Here is a 17,552-nt window from a genome sequence, read left to right on the forward strand (position 1 = left end):
GCAGACTGGGTTCATCCTTGCACTTCAGTCTTGCGTGCTGTAATAAGCAGCTGCACACCGATCATTGCAATGACAATGACCAGCATCGCGATAAGCGCAGCCACGAAGCTGCCGCTGTGGTCATAGATGACACCAATCATTAATGGACCCATTGAGCCGATGATATAGCCGCCAAATTGAGATAACGCCGACCATGTCCCTGCTTCTTCAGAAGAATTCGTCTCCACAATCGGCAGCATAAGCGCCAGCGGGAATAATCCTCCTGCTCCGATGCCGAGAGCAATGACTGCCGGCAGCATTGGAAGCTTGAGCAGCAGCATAACAATTCCGATTAACTCAAACACGCTGCAAAGGACCAGAAAAAATCTCCGTTTGCCGAACTTCGACACAAGTCCCGGAATCGTCAGCGACACCGGAATTTGAATAAGGGTAAACACGGTAAGCAGCATTGCCGCGCTGGAAGCACTATATCCGAAGTTGCGGGCAATCGGTGAAATCCAAGCGGTAGCGGAATAAAACATGCTGGCCATCAATCCGAAGAACAACGTTAACAGCAGCGCTCTTTTATTGGTGAATGGAAGCTTCGAACGTACAGAATGCTCGCTGCTCGCTTTTCTTTGGAGTAAAGCCGACCATACGATCAGAGCAATAATGCCTAGAATGGCCCAACAGGATAAAGTTAACGTTAAGTTATGGTTAGTCCGGTTATATAACGGAATCGCTGAGGCGGATGCCATTGCAGCCCCTAAAGTCATGGAAGCTGAATAGATGCTCACTATTCCGGGCTTTGTAGGGAAATACTTTTTAATAAAGCCTGATAGAAGCGGTCCCGCCAAGCTGATTCCAATTCCGCCGATTAAAGCCGTAACGACCAGTACGGAGACGGAACCAACCGTTCCCCGCAGCGCCGTTGCCCCAGTAATGAGCAATAAGGCGATAAAAATCGTACGCTCCAGACCAAACCGGTCCCGCAGCAGAGTGGTCATCGGAGCAAAAATGCCCATGCACAGTACAGGCAATGTCGTCAGAAGACTTGCTGTTAAAGCACTCATGCCCAGCTCATCTTGCAGCGTACCCAGCAGCGGGGCGACAGATGTAATAATCGGCCTTAGGTTCAATGCCGCAATAAATATGGCCAACAAGAGATAAAATTTCTTCATGGTGATGCGCCTTCTTTCTGATCTGTATCTTACAGTCTCAATTATATGGGCTGATGATTCATTGTACAATCCTATAATTTATATTATTATGATAGTAAAATACTATCGATAAAAAGAGGGCAACTTTATGGATACGCGCAATATACAGTATTTTATAGCCGTGTATGAACATCTTCATTTTACGAAAGCGGCCGAAGAACTCGGCATTTCTCAGCCCACCTTAAGTCAGCAAATCCGCATCCTGGAGGCGGAGTTTGGCACGCCGCTTTTCGACCGCATCGGGAAAAAGGTTGTCGCCACCGAAGCCGGACATCTCCTTCGTCAGTATGGAGAAAAAATGCTCCAAGCCGAACGTGATTCTAAAAGCGCTATAAAAGAACTTCTGTCCGGAGACCGCGGCACAGTCCGGCTGGCCGTACTCCCTTCCGATTTGGATTTTCAGCTCGTGCCGCTATTCGTGCAATTCAAGTCCAAGTACCCGGGCACACAGCTGCAGGTGTTCTCCACGATACATGTGCAAGATGAGGTGCTTAATCACCGGGTCGATATGGGAATCGGCATGAAAGGTCCAGTCGATAAAAGATTAGTCCAGATCCCGCTCGGGTCGGAGCCCTATCATCTATTCGTCAATTCGGCAAGCGAGCTCGCTGCCAGAGAGGATATCACACTGGAAGAGCTGGTTAAGCATTCGATCGTTATGTATCCGAAGGGCTATTTGGGACGTGATCTGGTCGATGAAGTTTTTCAAAACGAGGGAATTGAATTACAGACTGTTATGGAGACCAGCTCAGCCACTTCCTTGCTGCAATTAGTTTCTGCAGGTGTAGGCGCTACGATTCAGCCGAAAGGGCTGCTCAGCCAATTTCCGGTACGGCCGGACATTACAGCAATACCGATTACGGGACCTAGACCTGTACGCCACCTGGAGCTCATCTATGACGCAGACCGGTTCATCGGCAGCTCGCAGCGGCAATTAACGAATTGGCTCAAAGATTTTTTCAATAATCGTTTTCTGAATCCGTAACCGGACACTGAAATCTTGACAACATGATGCCCTGATCCTCCGCATATATTAATTAGGACGATCCTATTCATATAAGGAGGTTAGGGAGTGAAAGATAATAGCGAAATCCCGTCAGTTCTTCATTCGCAGACGGTTGGCGAACGGGGTCCTGTACTGGAGCAGGACAATATTTTGCATGAGACGCTGGAAACTTTTGTACATAGCAAAATCATCGAGAGACCTGTGCACGTTAAAGGGTTTGGCGCATTCGGCTACTTCGAAACTGTGAATAGTATGAGCGCGCATACGAAGCTGTGCTTTCTGCAGACGCCAGGCCAGCAGGTGCCCGTTACCGTAAGGTTCTCTCTTGCCGTCAGCAACAAGGGAACGCCGGACACTTCGCGGAATGTACGCGGATTTTCCACAAAGTTTTATACCGATCACGGTGTATTCGATCTGCTGTGCAATCATATTCCTGTATTTCTTGTTCGGGATGCGATCCGTTTTCCGGAATCAATTAAAGCCTTCCTGCCTTCACCGGTCAATAATCTGATCGATCCGGAACGATTCTGGAGCTTCATAGCCAGAGCCCCGGAAGCGACGAACTTCATCGTACGGCTGTATTCGGATGCAGGAACGGTCAAGAGCCTTAGACATATTCCCGGCCATGGCGTCAACACCTATGTCTGGATTAACGAAAATGGTCACCGCACTTATATTAAGTATCATTGGTATCCGCTTGAAGGTATCCAATACATTGATAGCCAAGAAGCCGCCAAATTGGCTGGTGAGAATCCGGATTACTCCGGTCAGGATCTTTATGATCATCTAGCTTCGGGAAAAACGGTAGAATACGGCCTATACGTGCAGCTTATGAACCCTCAAGACGAGGTTAATTTGCCCTTTGATCCGCTGGACGATACGAAGGTTTGGGATGAGAAGCAATATCCCTACATGCCGGTCGGACGGCTCGTATTGAATCGTAATCCGGACAACTTTATGGAACAAGTTGAGAAGCTCGCCTTCTCCCCATCCAATCTATTAGAAGGAGCCGAGCTATCGGATGATAAAATGCTGCAAGGGCGAGCGAATATTTATTGGGATTCGCAGCGCCGGCGGATAGGGCCTGATTTCCGCAGCGTTCCGATCAATCATCAGCATGATTGGACACCTGATTCCCTGGTGACCAGCGGTGCTGGACGGTATGTCGAAGGACACCTCGTCCGGTCCGAATTGTTCAAGACCGATGATTTTTCGCAAGCGGGCGAGTATTATGAAGCGCTGCCTCCCGAGCAGCAAGAGCATCTTGTTGCCAACCTTGCTGCCGACCTGAGCAGCGTTTCGCAAGAAACGCAGAACATTGTGCTGAGTTACCTCAGCCGGGCCTCTGCGGAGCTGGGCGAACAGGTTGCCGAGCAGATTCACGCGAAGAAGTAAAATTGTAAAAAAAACGCTAAACACGGGATTGTGTTTAGCGTAAGGCCGTCGAGACCATCTCGGCGGCCTTTATAGTCTATTTAACAATACATGTCAGGCGGATTGCGGAGTGGCTGTGCGTTTTGATCCGGTATATTTGTTCCTCTACGACTCCATTTGGGCCATCATGATCATGCGATCGGATAGAATACGGAACTCAGCGCAACGCGGCGAACTCTCGCTTATCATCAGCCCGGCGCGTTGCTCGCTCCCGACTGTTCCAATATCACGAATCAAAATGCAAATGTGCAGTTTGTTTTGCCTTAAATCGGCGATTTCGAGCTTCAAAATGCAAAAGTGCATTTTGATTGGCCCAAAAAGGGCTCTATAGAGTAAAATGGACGATTTCAACTGCACTTTTACATTTTGAACGCCATTTTGGGCATTTTGACGCTCATCAGCCTGCACTTTTACATTTTGTTTCTTGTTTAGCCCAGGAAGGCTGCTCCATGAGCTGATTCAGCATCGGATAGACGTTGCAGACAGCCTTACTTCGCACGCCCATAGAAGAAAGAATAACCGTCCGACTTCCCGAGCTTGGCAGTCTCTGTAGCATCTACAAGCTTTACTGCTTTCAATAATGATGTAACCTGTTCATGCATCAGCTTCACATCAAATTTGTCCATCTCTCTATTTTCACTGTCCACGGTCAAATAATCAGGCATCTGGATTAATCCAATGACGGGTATGCCCGCCTCGAAGAGTGGCTGACTTTCGCCAAACTGGAACTTATTATGTCCGCGCAACAACACGGTACGAGTGTTGTCTCTTTCCTCGACGGCCTTCAGCCAAATCGCTGCCATCATTTCGTTGCCTGCATATGTGAATTCTGTGCTGATTTTTCCCGTTGGACTATACTGCCCGGCGCTATTATCCTTCCATTCCATGCTGCCAAGATGCTCGACCGTGATTCCTGCTACTGCTTTCATATTACCGTCAGCACCATCCCACAGGTTACGATTGTCCTCCATCCAGGTGGAAGTCGCCTGTGAAGTGCCTTTGAACTCCGGCAATCTGAAATGTCCGGTTACAAAAGCGAATATGATCGTACGTTCCGGCTGCTCCTGCTGCAGGTAACGAATCATCGACAGCATGCCAATCGCGCCATTCTCCTCGACAACATTTACGCCATCCGTATGGGTATTGACGATGATCGACTCGCCTTTATTTTTCCCTTCTACCTTCACGTAAAAGGATTCCGTCAGCGCATTGTTCTGCGTATCCGCTTCTAGAATCACAGTCCCGTTCTTATGTGCGTTAGCAGCATTTATCACCTTCTGCCCTTCCGTTTCATTCACCCATACAGCAGGAATCCCCATATAATCCGTTGTAAAAGGCAAATACTGCTTGGCAAGCTTCGCATCAGATGCGCCCTTCCATACTAAAATAACGGCTTTAACTCCCATTCCCTTCGCCTGCTCCAGCTTAGCCTCTTTTAACGCTGAAGTAACAACGAGATCGCCATCGCTTGGAGTTTGCTGGACGTCCTTGGGATAATGATCCCGCACATTCATAATGATGCCGATAGGAAAGCTTTTCAGCGTTTCAATCTCAACGACTGCTATTTTCCCTGCCGCCTGCTCGTAATCGCCGCGTTTCGCAAACACCAGTTCACCCGTTACCCCGTTCTCATCCGTCTCCCCTGAATAGGGATGGGCGGAAGAAACCTGAATTTTTTCATTATCAATAAAAATAGAGCTGCGCTTTTCCTCCCAACGGTCAAACGTGTAGCTGTTCCGGTATACGGTAAGTCCCATATCTGTCACCTGCTGCTCGAGCCAGGCGATAAATTCATTATGTCCTACGGAGCCAGTGACCCGGCTTCCAAAAGCGTTCATCACTTCAATATCCTTCAGCATAACTTCTGCCGAATCCAATTTCACTTCATCAATTGTCACTGACAAATCAGCGGGCAGCTTCAACGGTGTTGTAACAGGCTTCGCATAAATATTAATTACCCATAACGCACTAATGACCAAGGCTGCAATGCTGAACAACACTTTTCCAATGCTCCGTAAAGAGGTTACTTTGTTGCTTGCTGACTTCACAAATAGCGCTTTCCAAATGCCGGTTGTCAGCAGCAATACCATAGACAGCACCAGCGTCCAAAACATACCGGTTAGCAAAAACAAGACTTCTGTAACAATGGCACCTGCAAGCATCATTTGCAGTGGCGTGCGCTTTTTTAATAACAGATAAGAAATACCTAATTCCGCTGCCAACAAGCTAATCGTTGCTATAGCAATTATCGTCTCATACCCGATAAATACAGCTGCACCTAATGCTAAAACCAAAAGCAAAACCGCCGACAAATGTCTATAAAATTTCTCTCCCCGCACTCTGCCGCTCCCTCCTGTTGTAACTGGACAAGTAATTTGGATACTTACCTATGTATCTCCTTCATACTTAGCATAATCAATCAAAGATTAGAAAACAATTCGATGTGTCTGTAAGGATGTCTTTAGATCGGAAAAAAATGGGTTGACACTAGCGACGACTTTAAATAACATTAGTTACATAACATATGTTATTTAAAAAAGGATGTTGAGAGCAATGCCTCCCAAAGCAACCATAACTAAAGAACAGATTTTGCAAGCCGCATTTGAAATCGTCCGGGTGCAGGGCCTGGAATACTTGACTGCCCGCAGCATTGCACAGAAGCTCAATTGCTCAACGCAGCCGGTATATCGAATCTACGCGAATATGGACGAAGTGAAGGATCATGTCTATGAAATGGCAGTAGACCTCATGCGGGATCAAATATTCAGCTATCAGGATGAGCAAAACTCGCCCGCGCTCAATATGGCGATCGGATTTTTACATTTTGCCAAGCAAGAAAGACATATGTTTCAGTTCGTGTATTTATCCGGGTACAAAAGCTTTGATTTAAATCAGGAAGTGTTCATAGGCGAGACATTAAGCATGAAACCGATGCTCCACAGCAAGCGGTTTCGGGCTGTTGACGAAAGTAAGCAAAGAAATATTTTCATCAAAATCTCGATCTATCTTATTGGCATTGGCACGATGATCCATTCAGGCACGCTGAAAATGGATTTCCACGAAGCTGTGGAAATGGTTAGAGACATGTATGAAGCAATCATGGCCTATGAAGGGAGAGCATCAACATGATGCAAATGGTTGGTAAAAAAGTCGGCGAAGGCGGTTGTTCCGAGGTATTTGAATGGGGCGGCGGAAATGAGCAAATTGTGAAAGTGGCGAAAGGCAACACGATCGCGGATGCGGTGAAAAGAGAATTTTCGAATAGCATGCTTGTCTGGGAGAACGGCTTGCCAGCCCCTCGTCCCTATCAATTTCTGGAAGTTGACGGCCGTCCTTCGATCGTCATGGAGAGAGTTCACGGGGAATCGTTAATGGAGCATTTCTTCCGTTATCTCATGCTAACTCCTTCCGAAATCGATCAAACTGACGATAACGAAGACGTGATAAAAATAACTGCAAGATTATTAAGTGAAACGCATCGTATAGATAACCTGCCTTTGCCTTTCCAAAGAGAAATGATGATACATTCTATTCAATCGGCTGGCTATTTAACCAAGTCCGAGAAAGCTCAGGTGATTGAGCATCTGAAGTCACTGCCCCTCAAAAAGCAAGTATGTCACGGCGACCCTAACCCGGGCAACATTATGGTTCGCGGAGATCAGGCAGTATTCATTGATTGGATGAATGCTTCAACAGGCAATCCCGAGGCAGATCTGGCCGAATACATCATCATGATTCGTTATGCCATCTTGCCTCCCCACACGCCAAGCAGCGCTGTTGCCCGCTTTGATTCGCTGAGAAAGCATATTATTGAAGTGTTTTGCGAGGAGTATCGCCGCTTGTCAGGCAATTCTCTGGATGAAGTCGAGGACTGGATTATGCCTGTTGCAGCCCGCAAGCTATGTGCGGATGCAATCAGCGAGGAAGAGAAAGCGCTGCTTCTCGCAGAAATCAGATCACGGCTCTAATTAATTGTGATTCGATCCTTATCATTTCATTTGGACATAAAGAAAACCCGCATGGGCTGCTTTTCTGGAAGCAGTCTGCCCTGCGGGTTTTCTTCAAATATGGTTGTATCTTGTTGTCTTGTTCCTATAATGAACCCCGCTCAAGCAAAGCAGGTTTCTACTCCATGAATTACTTCTTGAAGATTCCGAAAGGAGCGCCAACCGGCAGGAAAACACGTCCAAAGTGTGTGTTCAGCACAGCAGCACCACATCCGTAGAAGGATACGATAGCGATTGCCATTTCAGCATAAGCCGCCAAATCGTGAAAAGCTCCGTTCCCTACCCCGAAGGAATCTAAGCTTAATCCAATAAACAATAGATCAATTAACAGGAAAATCACGAACAGCACTTTATTCGTTTCCATTGCGCCAATGGTCATGAAGAGCGTAAAAATCAGATAGCCGGCGAACACAAAGCCTAACTGCTTAACATCAAGGCCGGAAGCCAGCTCTGGGCCAAAAACACCTAATTTAATTAACCAGCTTGATGCCATGCCGAACCAGAAGAACGCATAAGCTCCAAACGCAGTCATACCAAACGTGTTGTTATGCTTGGCATCCTGGATGCAAGCAAATAGTTGAGCGAATGCACCAAGGAAAATAGCCCATGGGATTACATAACTCAATCCGGAAGTGATGTCCAGCTTTTGCGATGAAGCAACGAGCGTGACGATGGCCAGACCGAATAATCCAATTGCGCTCGGGTCTGCTGTTACAATTTTTACATTTTGTTGCGGCGATGATGTCATAAACTAAGAAGCCTCCGATTACTAGAAATCAATTTGACCACTTATTTTATCACATAACGAAGGAACTTCATATGTCTGTAGCTATATTGACACATTTGAGGCAGAAAGCTGGTAAGGTTCGGGTCGACCGCAACAACCGCCGCCTATCCGGATCCGGATCCATTCCGCATCAAATCCGCTTCATATGCCTATCTCCTCGTACTCCGCGATAAACAAAATGTAAAAGTGCAGGCTGATCCGCCTCAAAATGCCCAAAACAGCATTCAAAATGCAAAAGTGCAGTTGAAACCTCCTAAACCCGCTCAAATGAGACGATTTGAACCAATCAAAATGCACTTTTGCATGTTGAAGCGATAAATCGTCAATAAAGCGGCTGACAACCTGCACTTTTGCATGTTGATATCCATTTGACCCGTTATACGAGAAATTCCAGCCCCTAGCTAGCTTAAATCAAGATCAACTTCTCTAGCAACAGAACTGAACCTCACAAGACTGGTTCAATAAAAAAACGCAGTCCAATTGGACTGCGCACGAATCTTTTATTAAAAATCAGCATTGACCGCAACATCTTTCCACTTCTCGAAGTTTTTCAGCGACTCGGTATATTTCTTCACCGCGAAATGGTAAGCATCTGCGCCAAGCAGCAAACGAAGCGGCGGTTCCTCAGACCCTGCGATGCTGATAATGGCTTCTGCCGCTTTTTTAGGATCACCAGGCTCGTTCCCATGGGTTTCTCCATTTACGAATGGAGAGATTAGCTGTTCGTACTCCTTGATAGCCGAGCTTGTCCTGGCCGCTGACCGTCCGGACCAGTCCGTACGGAAATTACTTGGCTCAATGAGCGTTACATGGATATCAAAAGGAGCAACCTCCTGAGCAAGGCTTTCTGAAATGCCCTCAACTGCATATTTCGAAGCGTTATAATAACCAACTCCAGGATACGATGTTAGACCGCCGATGGACGATATATTAATAATATGCCCGGAAAGCTGATTCCTCATAATAGGCAAAACAGCGCTGGTCATTTGCATAAGACCCCAGAAGTTGATCTCGAACATCTTCCGCGTTTCTTCCTCAACTGCTTCTTCAATCGAGCTGAAGTAACCAACCCCTGCGTTATTAACAAGTACATCAATCCGTCCAAACTTCTCTATAGCAGCCTTTACCGCTCTGTCCACTTGATCCGGCTTGGTCACATCAAGCTCTAGAGCTAGAACGCTATCCGTATTTCCATCCGCAAGATCAGCAATTGAATGAACATTCCGTGCTGTAACGACAACCTTATGCCCTGCATCTATCGTTGCTTTTGCAAGCTCTCTGCCGAAGCCTGTGGAGCATCCTGTAATGATCCAAACTTTATCGTTGCTCATCTATATCTCTCCTTAACAGATAGTTATTGATACAAACCGAACTCTAAACGTTAGAGTCTGGTCTAAGTCAAGCATCTGTTCCTGAATGAATATTGATTTGACTTAGAGCAAACTCTAACCTGTATAATCGATAGGTTAATGATAATTCACTATAAAAGGCGGAAAAAACTTGAGATATACAATCAGTCAGGTTGCCGATCGGACAGGATTAACTGCCTATACTCTGCGTTATTACGACAAACAAGGCTTATTGCCCTTCGTTGATCGCGATAAAGCGGGGAACAGGGATTTTAAAGAAAGCGATTTTGTATGGCTGGACATTATCACCTGCTTGAAAAAAAGCGGGATGCCTGTGAAGCAAATTAGAGAATATATAAAAATGTGCATGGAAGGAGACGTTACGTTAACCGAGCGGCTTACAACCTTTGAAGCGCATAAACAAGCGGTCTTAAACCAAATCGATGAGCTTAACAAATACTTGAGGAAAATCGATTTCAAAATTGACTATTACAAAACAGCTATTGAAGCAGGGACGGAAGCGATACACGCGCAAACAAACTGTACATGGCTGGATATTGAATAATTTGTAATCACGAAGCTTCATACTTGAATGGATAAAAAAAGCATCTAACAGGGCACTTGACTTCGACTATACTCTAACTCTTAGAGTTTTATTGGCATCAACAAAACTTTAAGCTGAGGGTGAGCATACATGAGTCAAAGCCGCAATTTGGACGATTACGGGAGAGCTATTGTTGAAGTAGTAAAGAATGTAATGACACTATGAAATATATGGCAGCCGTAATGATGGGATCAGCATGCTTTGGACTATTATCAACAATAGCTGTACTAGCCAATGAAAGAGGATTTCAGCTTGGCGAAGTCGTAGGCTCGCAACTGTTTTTTGGATTCATGTTGTCTCTTGTTTTCTATACGGTGAAAAAATGGAGTACAAGTAGGCAAAAGCAGAAAGCGGCATCCCGCCAGATGAACCATGCAAAACTAAGCTGGAAGCAAAAGCTTACGCTTGCCAGCGCCGGCATTCCACTCACTGGAGGCTTCTTGCTTTATTTCAAATCATTAACCTATGTACCTGCTTCTGTAGCTATCATTCTGTTATTCCAATTTATATGGATCGGCGCACTGATCCAATCGATTAGAAACAGACGGCTTCCGGACCGGATGACTGTTATCGTTATTTTCATTTTGCTAATCGGGACTGTGCTTGCTGCCGGTCTTCTGGATGATGGAATACGAAGCTGGAACCCGCTTGGCATTTTCTTCGGGCTAAGTGCCGCTTTATTATATTCCTTGTTCATCCTGCTAAGCGGATCAGCCGTACCCCAAGCGCCCGTAGCGACTCGAGGCGTATGGATGCTGGCTGGCGGCATGGTGCTCGTATTCATCTTGTTCCCACCGGAATTTTTGATTAACGGTAAAATCTTTGGAGAGCTGCTCATCTATGGATTCTCTCTAGGATTCCTAGGTTCTTTCATTCCGCCCCTATTGTTCACTTATGGCGTTCCGCATGTTGGAGAAGGAATGGCTGGTATACTAGGAGCTACCGAGCTTCCCGTCGCCGTACTTTCCTCGTATTTCATCCTTCATGAGGCGATTAGCCCGCTTCGCTGGGCAGGTGTTCTTATTGTACTGGGCTCAATCGCCCTGCCTGAAATTACCCGGCGCTTTAAGCAGATGCGCAGCTGCCCTAGTTCCAGTACCTATACGAGCTCTGGATAAAAAGAAATAAGCAAAGTTAATACAAAAACGCCCTCACATAACGTGATGGCGTTTTTTCAGTTTTGGACGGCATACATAGACTCGGCATTTACCTAATCATAAAATGATATTGATTCTCATTATTGTTTGTGATATAAATATTGTTAACTAGTTAATCATTATTGAATAGAAAGGCTGCGGCTAATGGATCGACAAACGCTTTTACGCCAATTTTATGATCAATACTTGCATCTGGTTCACATCACAGAACGCACCGTCGAGCTGGAGCCGTTGAAATTGAAGCAGCTGGCCGATGCGGCATCATTTCCGGCTCTCTCGATAAATATTACCGCCATTCATGTGCTCGACTGTATCGGACGATTCGAGCCAGTCAACGGGACAGCACTAGCTGCTCTCATGCGGCTTTCGAAGGCTGCTATCACAAAAATTAGTACCCGATTGACAAGTGACGGGCTGATCACGCGCAGTCAGCTGCCGCAAAACAAAAAAGAATACCTCTTCTCACTTACTGACCAGGGTAAAGAGTTGTTTGAGCTGCATGCACAGCTGCATCAGCAAGCGGAGAAGGAGTTCATGCAATTTTTGGAGGAATGGAGCAGCGAGGATTTAACGATCATTTTGCGGTTTTTTCAACACCTGGGGCATTCCTTAGAACAACGAGTCCATGAAGGAGAAGGTGAAGCATGAGTATTAAAGATTTGATTGAGAATCGCAGAAGCATTCGGAGATATGAGCACAAACAAGTGGAAACCTCTGTACTGCATGAATTGCTGCAATTGTCTGCTGGCCTATGTCCTCATCCGCAACGTCTGGCGGGTACCCGCTTCCTGCTGGCTAACGAGCAGGATACGAAATCTCGCTTGTCGCGCGGCATGACCGATGCTTTCTCCGTTACTAAGCTAGGCAAGTGGCTGCCAGACAAACTGTTGGAGGCGACCTACAATCGCTTCATGGAAATACCGGGGCACTTAATTGTCATTACAGAGCAAGAGGATGCATATATCGCTGAAGCCTGTTACATGATGCAGAGCTTGCAGCTGCTGGCGTGGGAGCGCGGAATAGGCATGCTGTGGGATACGGATGAGCTGCTCTATTCACCTAAATTGCTGGATGCCCTTTCTCTCACACAAAATGAACGGATGCTGGGCATTATCCATTATGGTTATTTCAACAAAACGCCTCGTCCGCGTAAACGTACCCCTGCCGCTAAACGCTGGACCGTATATTCAGCAGCCGAATAACTATAAAATAGGAGGAATGGCTATGACGCTCGTAATATCACCACCATTATCTGCTGTAAAATGGGCAGACCGCCCTGTGAACGAGAAAGATGTGCTCACCCTGCTGGAATCATCCGTCTGGGCCCCGAATGACGGACTTCGTGAACCTTGGCGGTTTATTTATATGAATGGAAACGCAGGCAAGGATGTATTACCGGGACATCCATATGCACCAGCACATTTAATTGTAGTAGCCTGTCTAAGTGAATCCTCCCATAAGCAAACAGAGGATCTATGCGCCGTATACGGACTTATTCAGAACTTCCGGCTGCTCGCTAATGAAATTCAGCTCGGCGTGCGAACGGCCATTCATACCGGGCTGAATGCAGAGGAATTCCGTACACGTTTCCGATTACAGAAGCAGGAACGGATCGCTGCAGTGCTGGATCTGGGCTATGCTGACCCCTCTTTCTCTCAAGCTGCAGATAGAGCAGGAGCAGACATTCCGCTGAGGATTGAAGCATTCTAGCTGTTATCCGTTCATTCCTGCCAGAGAGTCCGGCCCAATTACTCTCCATATCCAGCGAGAAAGCCCTGCTTTACGCAGGGCTAAATACTGTTTCTAGTTCAGAGTCTTCAATAGATCGCTGTCATAGGTTGCCCAATCCGACAACCGATTCTCTCTAACTTGGCTTACCCATTGCGGATTGGACAATAGCGATCTGCCGATGGCTGCCAAATCCGCCTCTCCTTGCTCCAATAATTCCGCAAGACGCCGGACTATTTCCGTCTGCTGCCAAAAGCTCTGATCCAAAGCAATCGAACCAACCGTAACGGTTGGACGTCCTGTTAGCTTCTTCGTCCAGCCTGCCAGATTCAAGCTGGAATGCTCGAATTCCGGCTGCCAGAACTGACGGGTGGAGGCGTGGAACACATCGACTCCCGCGTCGACAAGCGGGCTAAGCAATTGCTCCAGCTGCTCCGGCGTCTGAGCAAGCTTAGCCTCGTAGTGGCCGCCTTTCCATTGGGAGAAGCGAAACAGAATAGGAAAGTCTGGACCAACAGCGCTGCGGCAAGCTTGAACAACTTCGGCGGCAAAGCGGGTACGGCCTCTTACATCACCCCCGTACTTATCCGTTCTTCTGTTGGTTTGCGCCCAAAAGAACTGATCAATTAAATAGCCATGTGCACCATGAAGCTCGATGCCATCAAATCCATTTTCCTTTGCTGCGGCGGCAGCTTTTGCATACGCCAAGATCAGATCAGCAATTTCTCCCTCTGCCAATGGCTCGTTCACCTTGTTGCCCTCAGCATCCAATCCGGAAGGGCCGATCGGCAGCGCCTCAGGGTTAGGCAAGCTGCCGGCTTTTCTCGCGGTCCCCAAATGCCATAACTGCGGAACGATCTTTCCCCCTTCCTCATGAACAGCAGCAACGACTTTCGCCCATCCTGCAAGCGCTTGTTCGCCGTGAATATGCGGCCAGTCCGGATTAGCCGATGCAGCCGGATGATCGATAAGTGTTCCCTCCGTAATGATCAGCCCGACACCGCTTTTTGCCTGTCTGCGATAATAGGCTGCAACATGATCATCAGGAATTCCATCTTTGGAGAAGCCTCTTGTCATTGGGGCCATTACAATCCGATTATTTAAAGTAAGCTTGGAACTATTAAAGGGCTTGAACAAACCTTTCTGTAATGCTTCGATAAATTGATTTTCCATTTAAGATTCATCCCTCTATCATTATCGTTATTTCCATTCCTCTAAGAATGGATGGCTATATACTATAAGTGGCATGGTTCATAAAGCGATAGAAAAACTGGCGGGTGAGCTCTTGCTGCGGATCGTTAAAAATCGTCTCGGGCGGTCCTTGCTCAATGATTTTCCCGTCTGCCATAAATATAACGCGGTTCGCAACTTCCCTCGCAAAACTCAGCTCATGGGTAACAATCATCATGGTGATGCCTTCCTTGGCAATATTCCGGATGACCGCCAGCACTTCCCCGACCCGCTCGGGATCAAGTGCTGAGGTAGGCTCATCGAATAGAATGATTTCCGGTTCCAAAGCGAGTGCCCGGGCAATGCCGACCCGCTGCTGCTGCCCCCCGGAGAGCTGGCTGGGATACGAGTCCAGCTTATCTGCAAGCCCAACTTTCTCCAATACCGCTTTAGCTTTTTCCTTCGCTGCGCTTTTGCTTTGTTTCTGTGCAATCATTAAACCTTCCATTACATTTTCCAATGCTGTCTTATGCCTGAACAGATTATAGTTCTGAAACACGGTGGCTGTTTTCCGGCGAAGCTGAAGCACATCCCGGTTGTCTGGATTGTCGCAAGGAACGGTAGTACTCCCGATCGTAACGATGCCTTCATCTGCCCTGTCCAAAAAATTAATACAGCGCAGCAATGTGGATTTGCCCGAACCGCTTGGACCGAGCACCGCCATGACCTCTCCTGTCTGAACCAGCAGATCAATTCCTTTCAGCACCTCAAGCTTGTTAAATGATTTTTTCAAATTTGCCAGCTTAATCATGCTACACCTCCTCCGCTGTAAGTCTTCCAGCGCTTCTCCAGGAGGGCTGCTGCTCTTTCTATGAGTACCGCGATCCCCCAGTAGATCAGCGCAGCAGCGGACAGAGGTTCAAGAAAGCTCCATCTTTGGCTCCCCGCCATCATTGCCACCCCATTGACCTCAAGCAGAGAGACCAAATAAGCTAAAGAAGAACCGTGAAGGATCCCTATAGCCAAGTTGCAAATCCCAGGAATGCTCGCGCCGAGCGCCTGCGGAAAAATGACACGATAAACCGCTTGAAAAGTCGTCATCCCCACCGAATAAGCCGCTTCCAACTGCCCTTCCGGCACCGCCAGAAAGCCGGACCGGATAATTTCAGACATATATGCTCCGGCTGTAAGCGATAAAGCCGCTACAACCAGCAAATGCAACGGAACATCCTTGGAGTAGATGGCCCAGTTATAATGGTTTGCGACTGTGTCCCAAATCATAGGAAGGGCTAGATAGACGATATACAAATGCAGAACGACAGGCGTTCCCCTCGTAAATGAAACATAGAACTCAGCCAGCGGATGAAGAACTGCTGTCTTCTTCAGACGAATAATGGCGACAGTCAATCCAATGATCAAACCAATTGCCATTGACGAACACGCAATATACAAGGTTAGCGGCACAGCACCGATAATTTTATTTAATGTTTCCCAGAAAAAGATGAAATCGAATGTGATGTAGATCGCCTCCTGCATCCGCTTGAACAGCGGCTGCTTATGTCATAGCACGTGAATATCGCTGCATTCTGCGCTCCAACCGTGTAAACACATATTGCAGAATTAGAAAGACCAAATAATAAATAATAGCCAGACTGATATACACTTCAAGCAAACGATACGATACAAGACCGATCGCTTCTCCCCGGCCCATCATATCCATCACGCCTACAGAAAAGGCAAGCGAGGTATCTTTCAGGCTCGAAACGACGACATTCGATAGATGAGGCATCGCTACACGAACAGCTTGCGGAAAGATGATCCGGTAAAAGGTGCTCCAGCCTGTCATCCCGATAGAGGCTGCCGCTTCAGATTGTCCGCGATCAATGCTATTGACCGACAGCCGATAAATTTCAGCTAATGAAGCTCCGCTGTTTAATCCGAATGTCAGAACAACAAATACTGCAGGTGAGACTCTGGTTAAGTCCAGGCCAAGAGGTTTCATCAGCTCAGGCAAGCCATAAAAAATTAGAATAAGTTGAATGATTATAGGCGTTCCCCGGAAAAAGGAAATGATAGCCGCACTCCAGCCATTCACAAATCGCCATTTGTAAAGGCGGGGGGCAGCCAATAGCGCCCCCGCAACACTTCCAACAAATAGTGAGCTAACGAGAATTATCAATGAAACGGGCAAGTATTGCAGTAAAATCAGAAAGTATTTCCAGATCGATTGCCAATCAAACGCATTTCCCATTCATTCGACTCACCTTTTACTTTAGTGATAATCCCTTTTAAACCATTCGTTCGCCAGCTTGCTCAGCGTTCCATCTTCCTTCATAGCCTTTAACGATTCGTCTATCGCTTGGCTCAGCTCTGAGCCGTCCTCTTTGCGGAAAGCAAAGTAGACGCCTGAGTCCGCATGAAGATTCTCTCCGACCAGCTTTAATTGCGCATTTGCATCCTTATTCAAGCTTTTAGCAAGACCCGCATCGATTACCGTTGCATCTGCTCTGCCGGATTTGATTTGATTAACTGCATTGGTATAATCACCGTATATCACTTTAATCGCATCTTGGTGCTCCTTGTTGTATCTTTCGATAAGAGCAGCTGAACTGCTGGAAGCCGGAACGATAACGGTTTTTCCTTTCAGATCATCAATAGATTGAATATTCGTACTTTTCTCACTAACAGCAACTAATAATTGGGAGGAATCATAAAATTCCTGATTAAAAAGATATTTGGCTCTTCTTTCTTCATTTTGCTCCAGGCGCATTGCGATGAAATCAATTTTCTTGGCATCCAGACTTAAAAACAAATTTGGAAAATCCATCGTTTCGAATTCAAATTCATATTGCGGCAACCGGCTATCGATTTCCCGTACAACCTCAATGTCATACCCGGTCAGCTTTCCATTATCGTCAAGAAAGGATACGTTTTTAACAACTGCCGATGTACCCACTTTAATCACTTTTGCTTTCTCGTCCTTTACCGCAGGAGTGCTGCTGCTCACGGCAGCAGATTCATTTTTGGCAGAACCGCATCCTGCAAGAGCAATAGTTAAGATAAGTACAGCTAGAACAATGGCTTGATTTCTTAAATGAAATAGATTCATGT

Annotated in this window: 19 protein-coding genes; 9 read left to right on the plus strand and 10 right to left on the minus strand. The window is 46.7% G+C overall.

Annotated features, from left to right (window positions below; genetic code table 11):
• Positions 1 to 11: 11 nt before the first annotated feature.
• Positions 12 to 1,160: an MFS transporter gene (locus ACFVVF_RS09410; protein ID WP_387807573.1), complete on the minus strand. Its 1,149-nt coding sequence runs from the start codon at positions 1,158 to 1,160 to the stop codon at positions 12 to 14.
• A gap of 127 nt (positions 1,161 to 1,287) precedes the next feature.
• Between ACFVVF_RS09410 and ACFVVF_RS09415 the strand changes: the two genes are divergently transcribed.
• Positions 1,288 to 2,184 (plus strand): LysR family transcriptional regulator, encoded by an 897-nt coding sequence (locus ACFVVF_RS09415; RefSeq protein ID WP_387807576.1) that lies wholly within the window; start codon positions 1,288 to 1,290, stop codon positions 2,182 to 2,184.
• A gap of 87 nt (positions 2,185 to 2,271) precedes the next feature.
• Positions 2,272 to 3,600: a catalase gene (locus tag ACFVVF_RS09420; RefSeq protein ID WP_387807579.1), complete on the plus strand. Its 1,329-nt coding sequence runs from the start codon at positions 2,272 to 2,274 to the stop codon at positions 3,598 to 3,600.
• Positions 3,601 to 3,744: 144 nt separating this feature from the next.
• On the opposite strand, the gene ACFVVF_RS09425 is transcribed toward ACFVVF_RS09420, so the two are convergent.
• Positions 3,745 to 4,047, minus strand: a complete 303-nt coding sequence (locus ACFVVF_RS09425) for a hypothetical protein (protein WP_387807581.1) — start codon at positions 4,045 to 4,047, stop codon at positions 3,745 to 3,747.
• Between the two features lie 80 nt (positions 4,048 to 4,127).
• Complete coding sequence (locus tag ACFVVF_RS09430) at positions 4,128 to 5,933, minus strand: hypothetical protein (RefSeq protein ID WP_387807584.1); 1,806 nt, start codon at positions 5,931 to 5,933, stop codon at positions 4,128 to 4,130.
• A 259-nt stretch (positions 5,934 to 6,192) separates the two neighbouring features.
• Here ACFVVF_RS09430 and ACFVVF_RS09435 point away from each other — a divergent pair, with 259 nt between their 5' ends.
• Together ACFVVF_RS09435 and ACFVVF_RS09440 are read left to right on the plus strand one after the other, a co-directional pair.
• The gene (locus ACFVVF_RS09435) at positions 6,193 to 6,768 is read left to right on the plus strand and encodes a TetR/AcrR family transcriptional regulator (RefSeq protein WP_387807586.1); all 576 of its coding nucleotides are present in this window, start codon (positions 6,193 to 6,195) and stop codon (positions 6,766 to 6,768) included.
• A complete protein-coding gene (locus ACFVVF_RS09440) occupies positions 6,765 to 7,607 on the plus strand; it encodes a phosphotransferase (RefSeq protein ID WP_387807588.1) in 843 nt (280 codons plus the stop codon). The genes ACFVVF_RS09435 and ACFVVF_RS09440 overlap by 4 nt, the downstream gene beginning before the upstream one ends.
• Positions 7,608 to 7,776: 169 nt before the next feature.
• Here the strand turns inward: ACFVVF_RS09440 and ACFVVF_RS09445 are convergent, their stop codons facing one another.
• Positions 7,777 to 8,394: an acetate uptake transporter gene (locus tag ACFVVF_RS09445; protein ID WP_387807591.1), complete on the minus strand. Its 618-nt coding sequence runs from the start codon at positions 8,392 to 8,394 to the stop codon at positions 7,777 to 7,779.
• Between the two features lie 542 nt (positions 8,395 to 8,936).
• A complete protein-coding gene (locus ACFVVF_RS09450) occupies positions 8,937 to 9,764 on the minus strand; it encodes an oxidoreductase (protein ID WP_387807593.1) in 828 nt (275 codons plus the stop codon).
• 169 nt (positions 9,765 to 9,933) lie between these two features.
• Between ACFVVF_RS09450 and ACFVVF_RS09455 the strand changes: the two genes are divergently transcribed.
• From ACFVVF_RS09455 to ACFVVF_RS09475, 5 genes are all read left to right on the plus strand, one after another.
• A complete protein-coding gene (locus tag ACFVVF_RS09455) occupies positions 9,934 to 10,347 on the plus strand; it encodes a MerR family transcriptional regulator (protein WP_387807595.1) in 414 nt (137 codons plus the stop codon).
• Positions 10,348 to 10,568: 221 nt separating this feature from the next.
• Positions 10,569 to 11,504 (plus strand): EamA family transporter, encoded by a 936-nt coding sequence (locus ACFVVF_RS09460; protein WP_483875026.1) that lies wholly within the window; start codon positions 10,569 to 10,571, stop codon positions 11,502 to 11,504.
• Positions 11,505 to 11,687: 183 nt separating this feature from the next.
• On the plus strand, positions 11,688 to 12,191 hold the full coding sequence (locus ACFVVF_RS09465; protein ID WP_387807600.1) for a MarR family transcriptional regulator: 504 nt from the start codon (positions 11,688 to 11,690) through the stop codon (positions 12,189 to 12,191).
• Positions 12,188 to 12,745, plus strand: a complete 558-nt coding sequence (locus ACFVVF_RS09470) for a nitroreductase family protein (protein WP_387807603.1) — start codon at positions 12,188 to 12,190, stop codon at positions 12,743 to 12,745. Before ACFVVF_RS09465 ends, ACFVVF_RS09470 begins: the two co-directional genes overlap by 4 nt.
• Before the next feature lie 22 nt (positions 12,746 to 12,767).
• Positions 12,768 to 13,253: a nitroreductase family protein gene (locus ACFVVF_RS09475; RefSeq protein WP_387807606.1), complete on the plus strand. Its 486-nt coding sequence runs from the start codon at positions 12,768 to 12,770 to the stop codon at positions 13,251 to 13,253.
• Between the two features lie 93 nt (positions 13,254 to 13,346).
• On the opposite strand, the gene ACFVVF_RS09480 is transcribed toward ACFVVF_RS09475, so the two are convergent.
• From ACFVVF_RS09480 to ACFVVF_RS09500, 5 genes are read right to left on the minus strand one after another with little or no spacing between them, the layout of a single operon-like run.
• The gene (locus tag ACFVVF_RS09480; protein ID WP_387807609.1) at positions 13,347 to 14,444 is read right to left on the minus strand and encodes an NADH:flavin oxidoreductase; all 1,098 of its coding nucleotides are present in this window, start codon (positions 14,442 to 14,444) and stop codon (positions 13,347 to 13,349) included.
• A gap of 55 nt (positions 14,445 to 14,499) precedes the next feature.
• Positions 14,500 to 15,252: an amino acid ABC transporter ATP-binding protein gene (locus ACFVVF_RS09485; RefSeq protein ID WP_387807611.1), complete on the minus strand. Its 753-nt coding sequence runs from the start codon at positions 15,250 to 15,252 to the stop codon at positions 14,500 to 14,502.
• Entirely contained in the window at positions 15,249 to 15,977 is a 729-nt protein-coding gene (locus tag ACFVVF_RS09490) for an amino acid ABC transporter permease (RefSeq protein ID WP_387807613.1), read from the minus strand. Before ACFVVF_RS09490 ends, ACFVVF_RS09485 begins: the two co-directional genes overlap by 4 nt.
• 19 nt (positions 15,978 to 15,996) lie before the next feature.
• The gene (locus ACFVVF_RS09495; RefSeq protein WP_387807616.1) at positions 15,997 to 16,692 is read right to left on the minus strand and encodes an amino acid ABC transporter permease; all 696 of its coding nucleotides are present in this window, start codon (positions 16,690 to 16,692) and stop codon (positions 15,997 to 15,999) included.
• A 21-nt stretch (positions 16,693 to 16,713) separates the two neighbouring features.
• A complete protein-coding gene (locus tag ACFVVF_RS09500; RefSeq protein ID WP_387807619.1) occupies positions 16,714 to 17,550 on the minus strand; it encodes a transporter substrate-binding domain-containing protein in 837 nt (278 codons plus the stop codon).
• Between the last annotated feature and the right edge of the window lie 2 nt (positions 17,551 to 17,552).

The sequence above is a fragment of the Paenibacillus sp. NPDC058174 genome (assembly GCF_042883865.1).
Taxonomy (GTDB): domain Bacteria; phylum Bacillota; class Bacilli; order Paenibacillales; family Paenibacillaceae; genus Pristimantibacillus.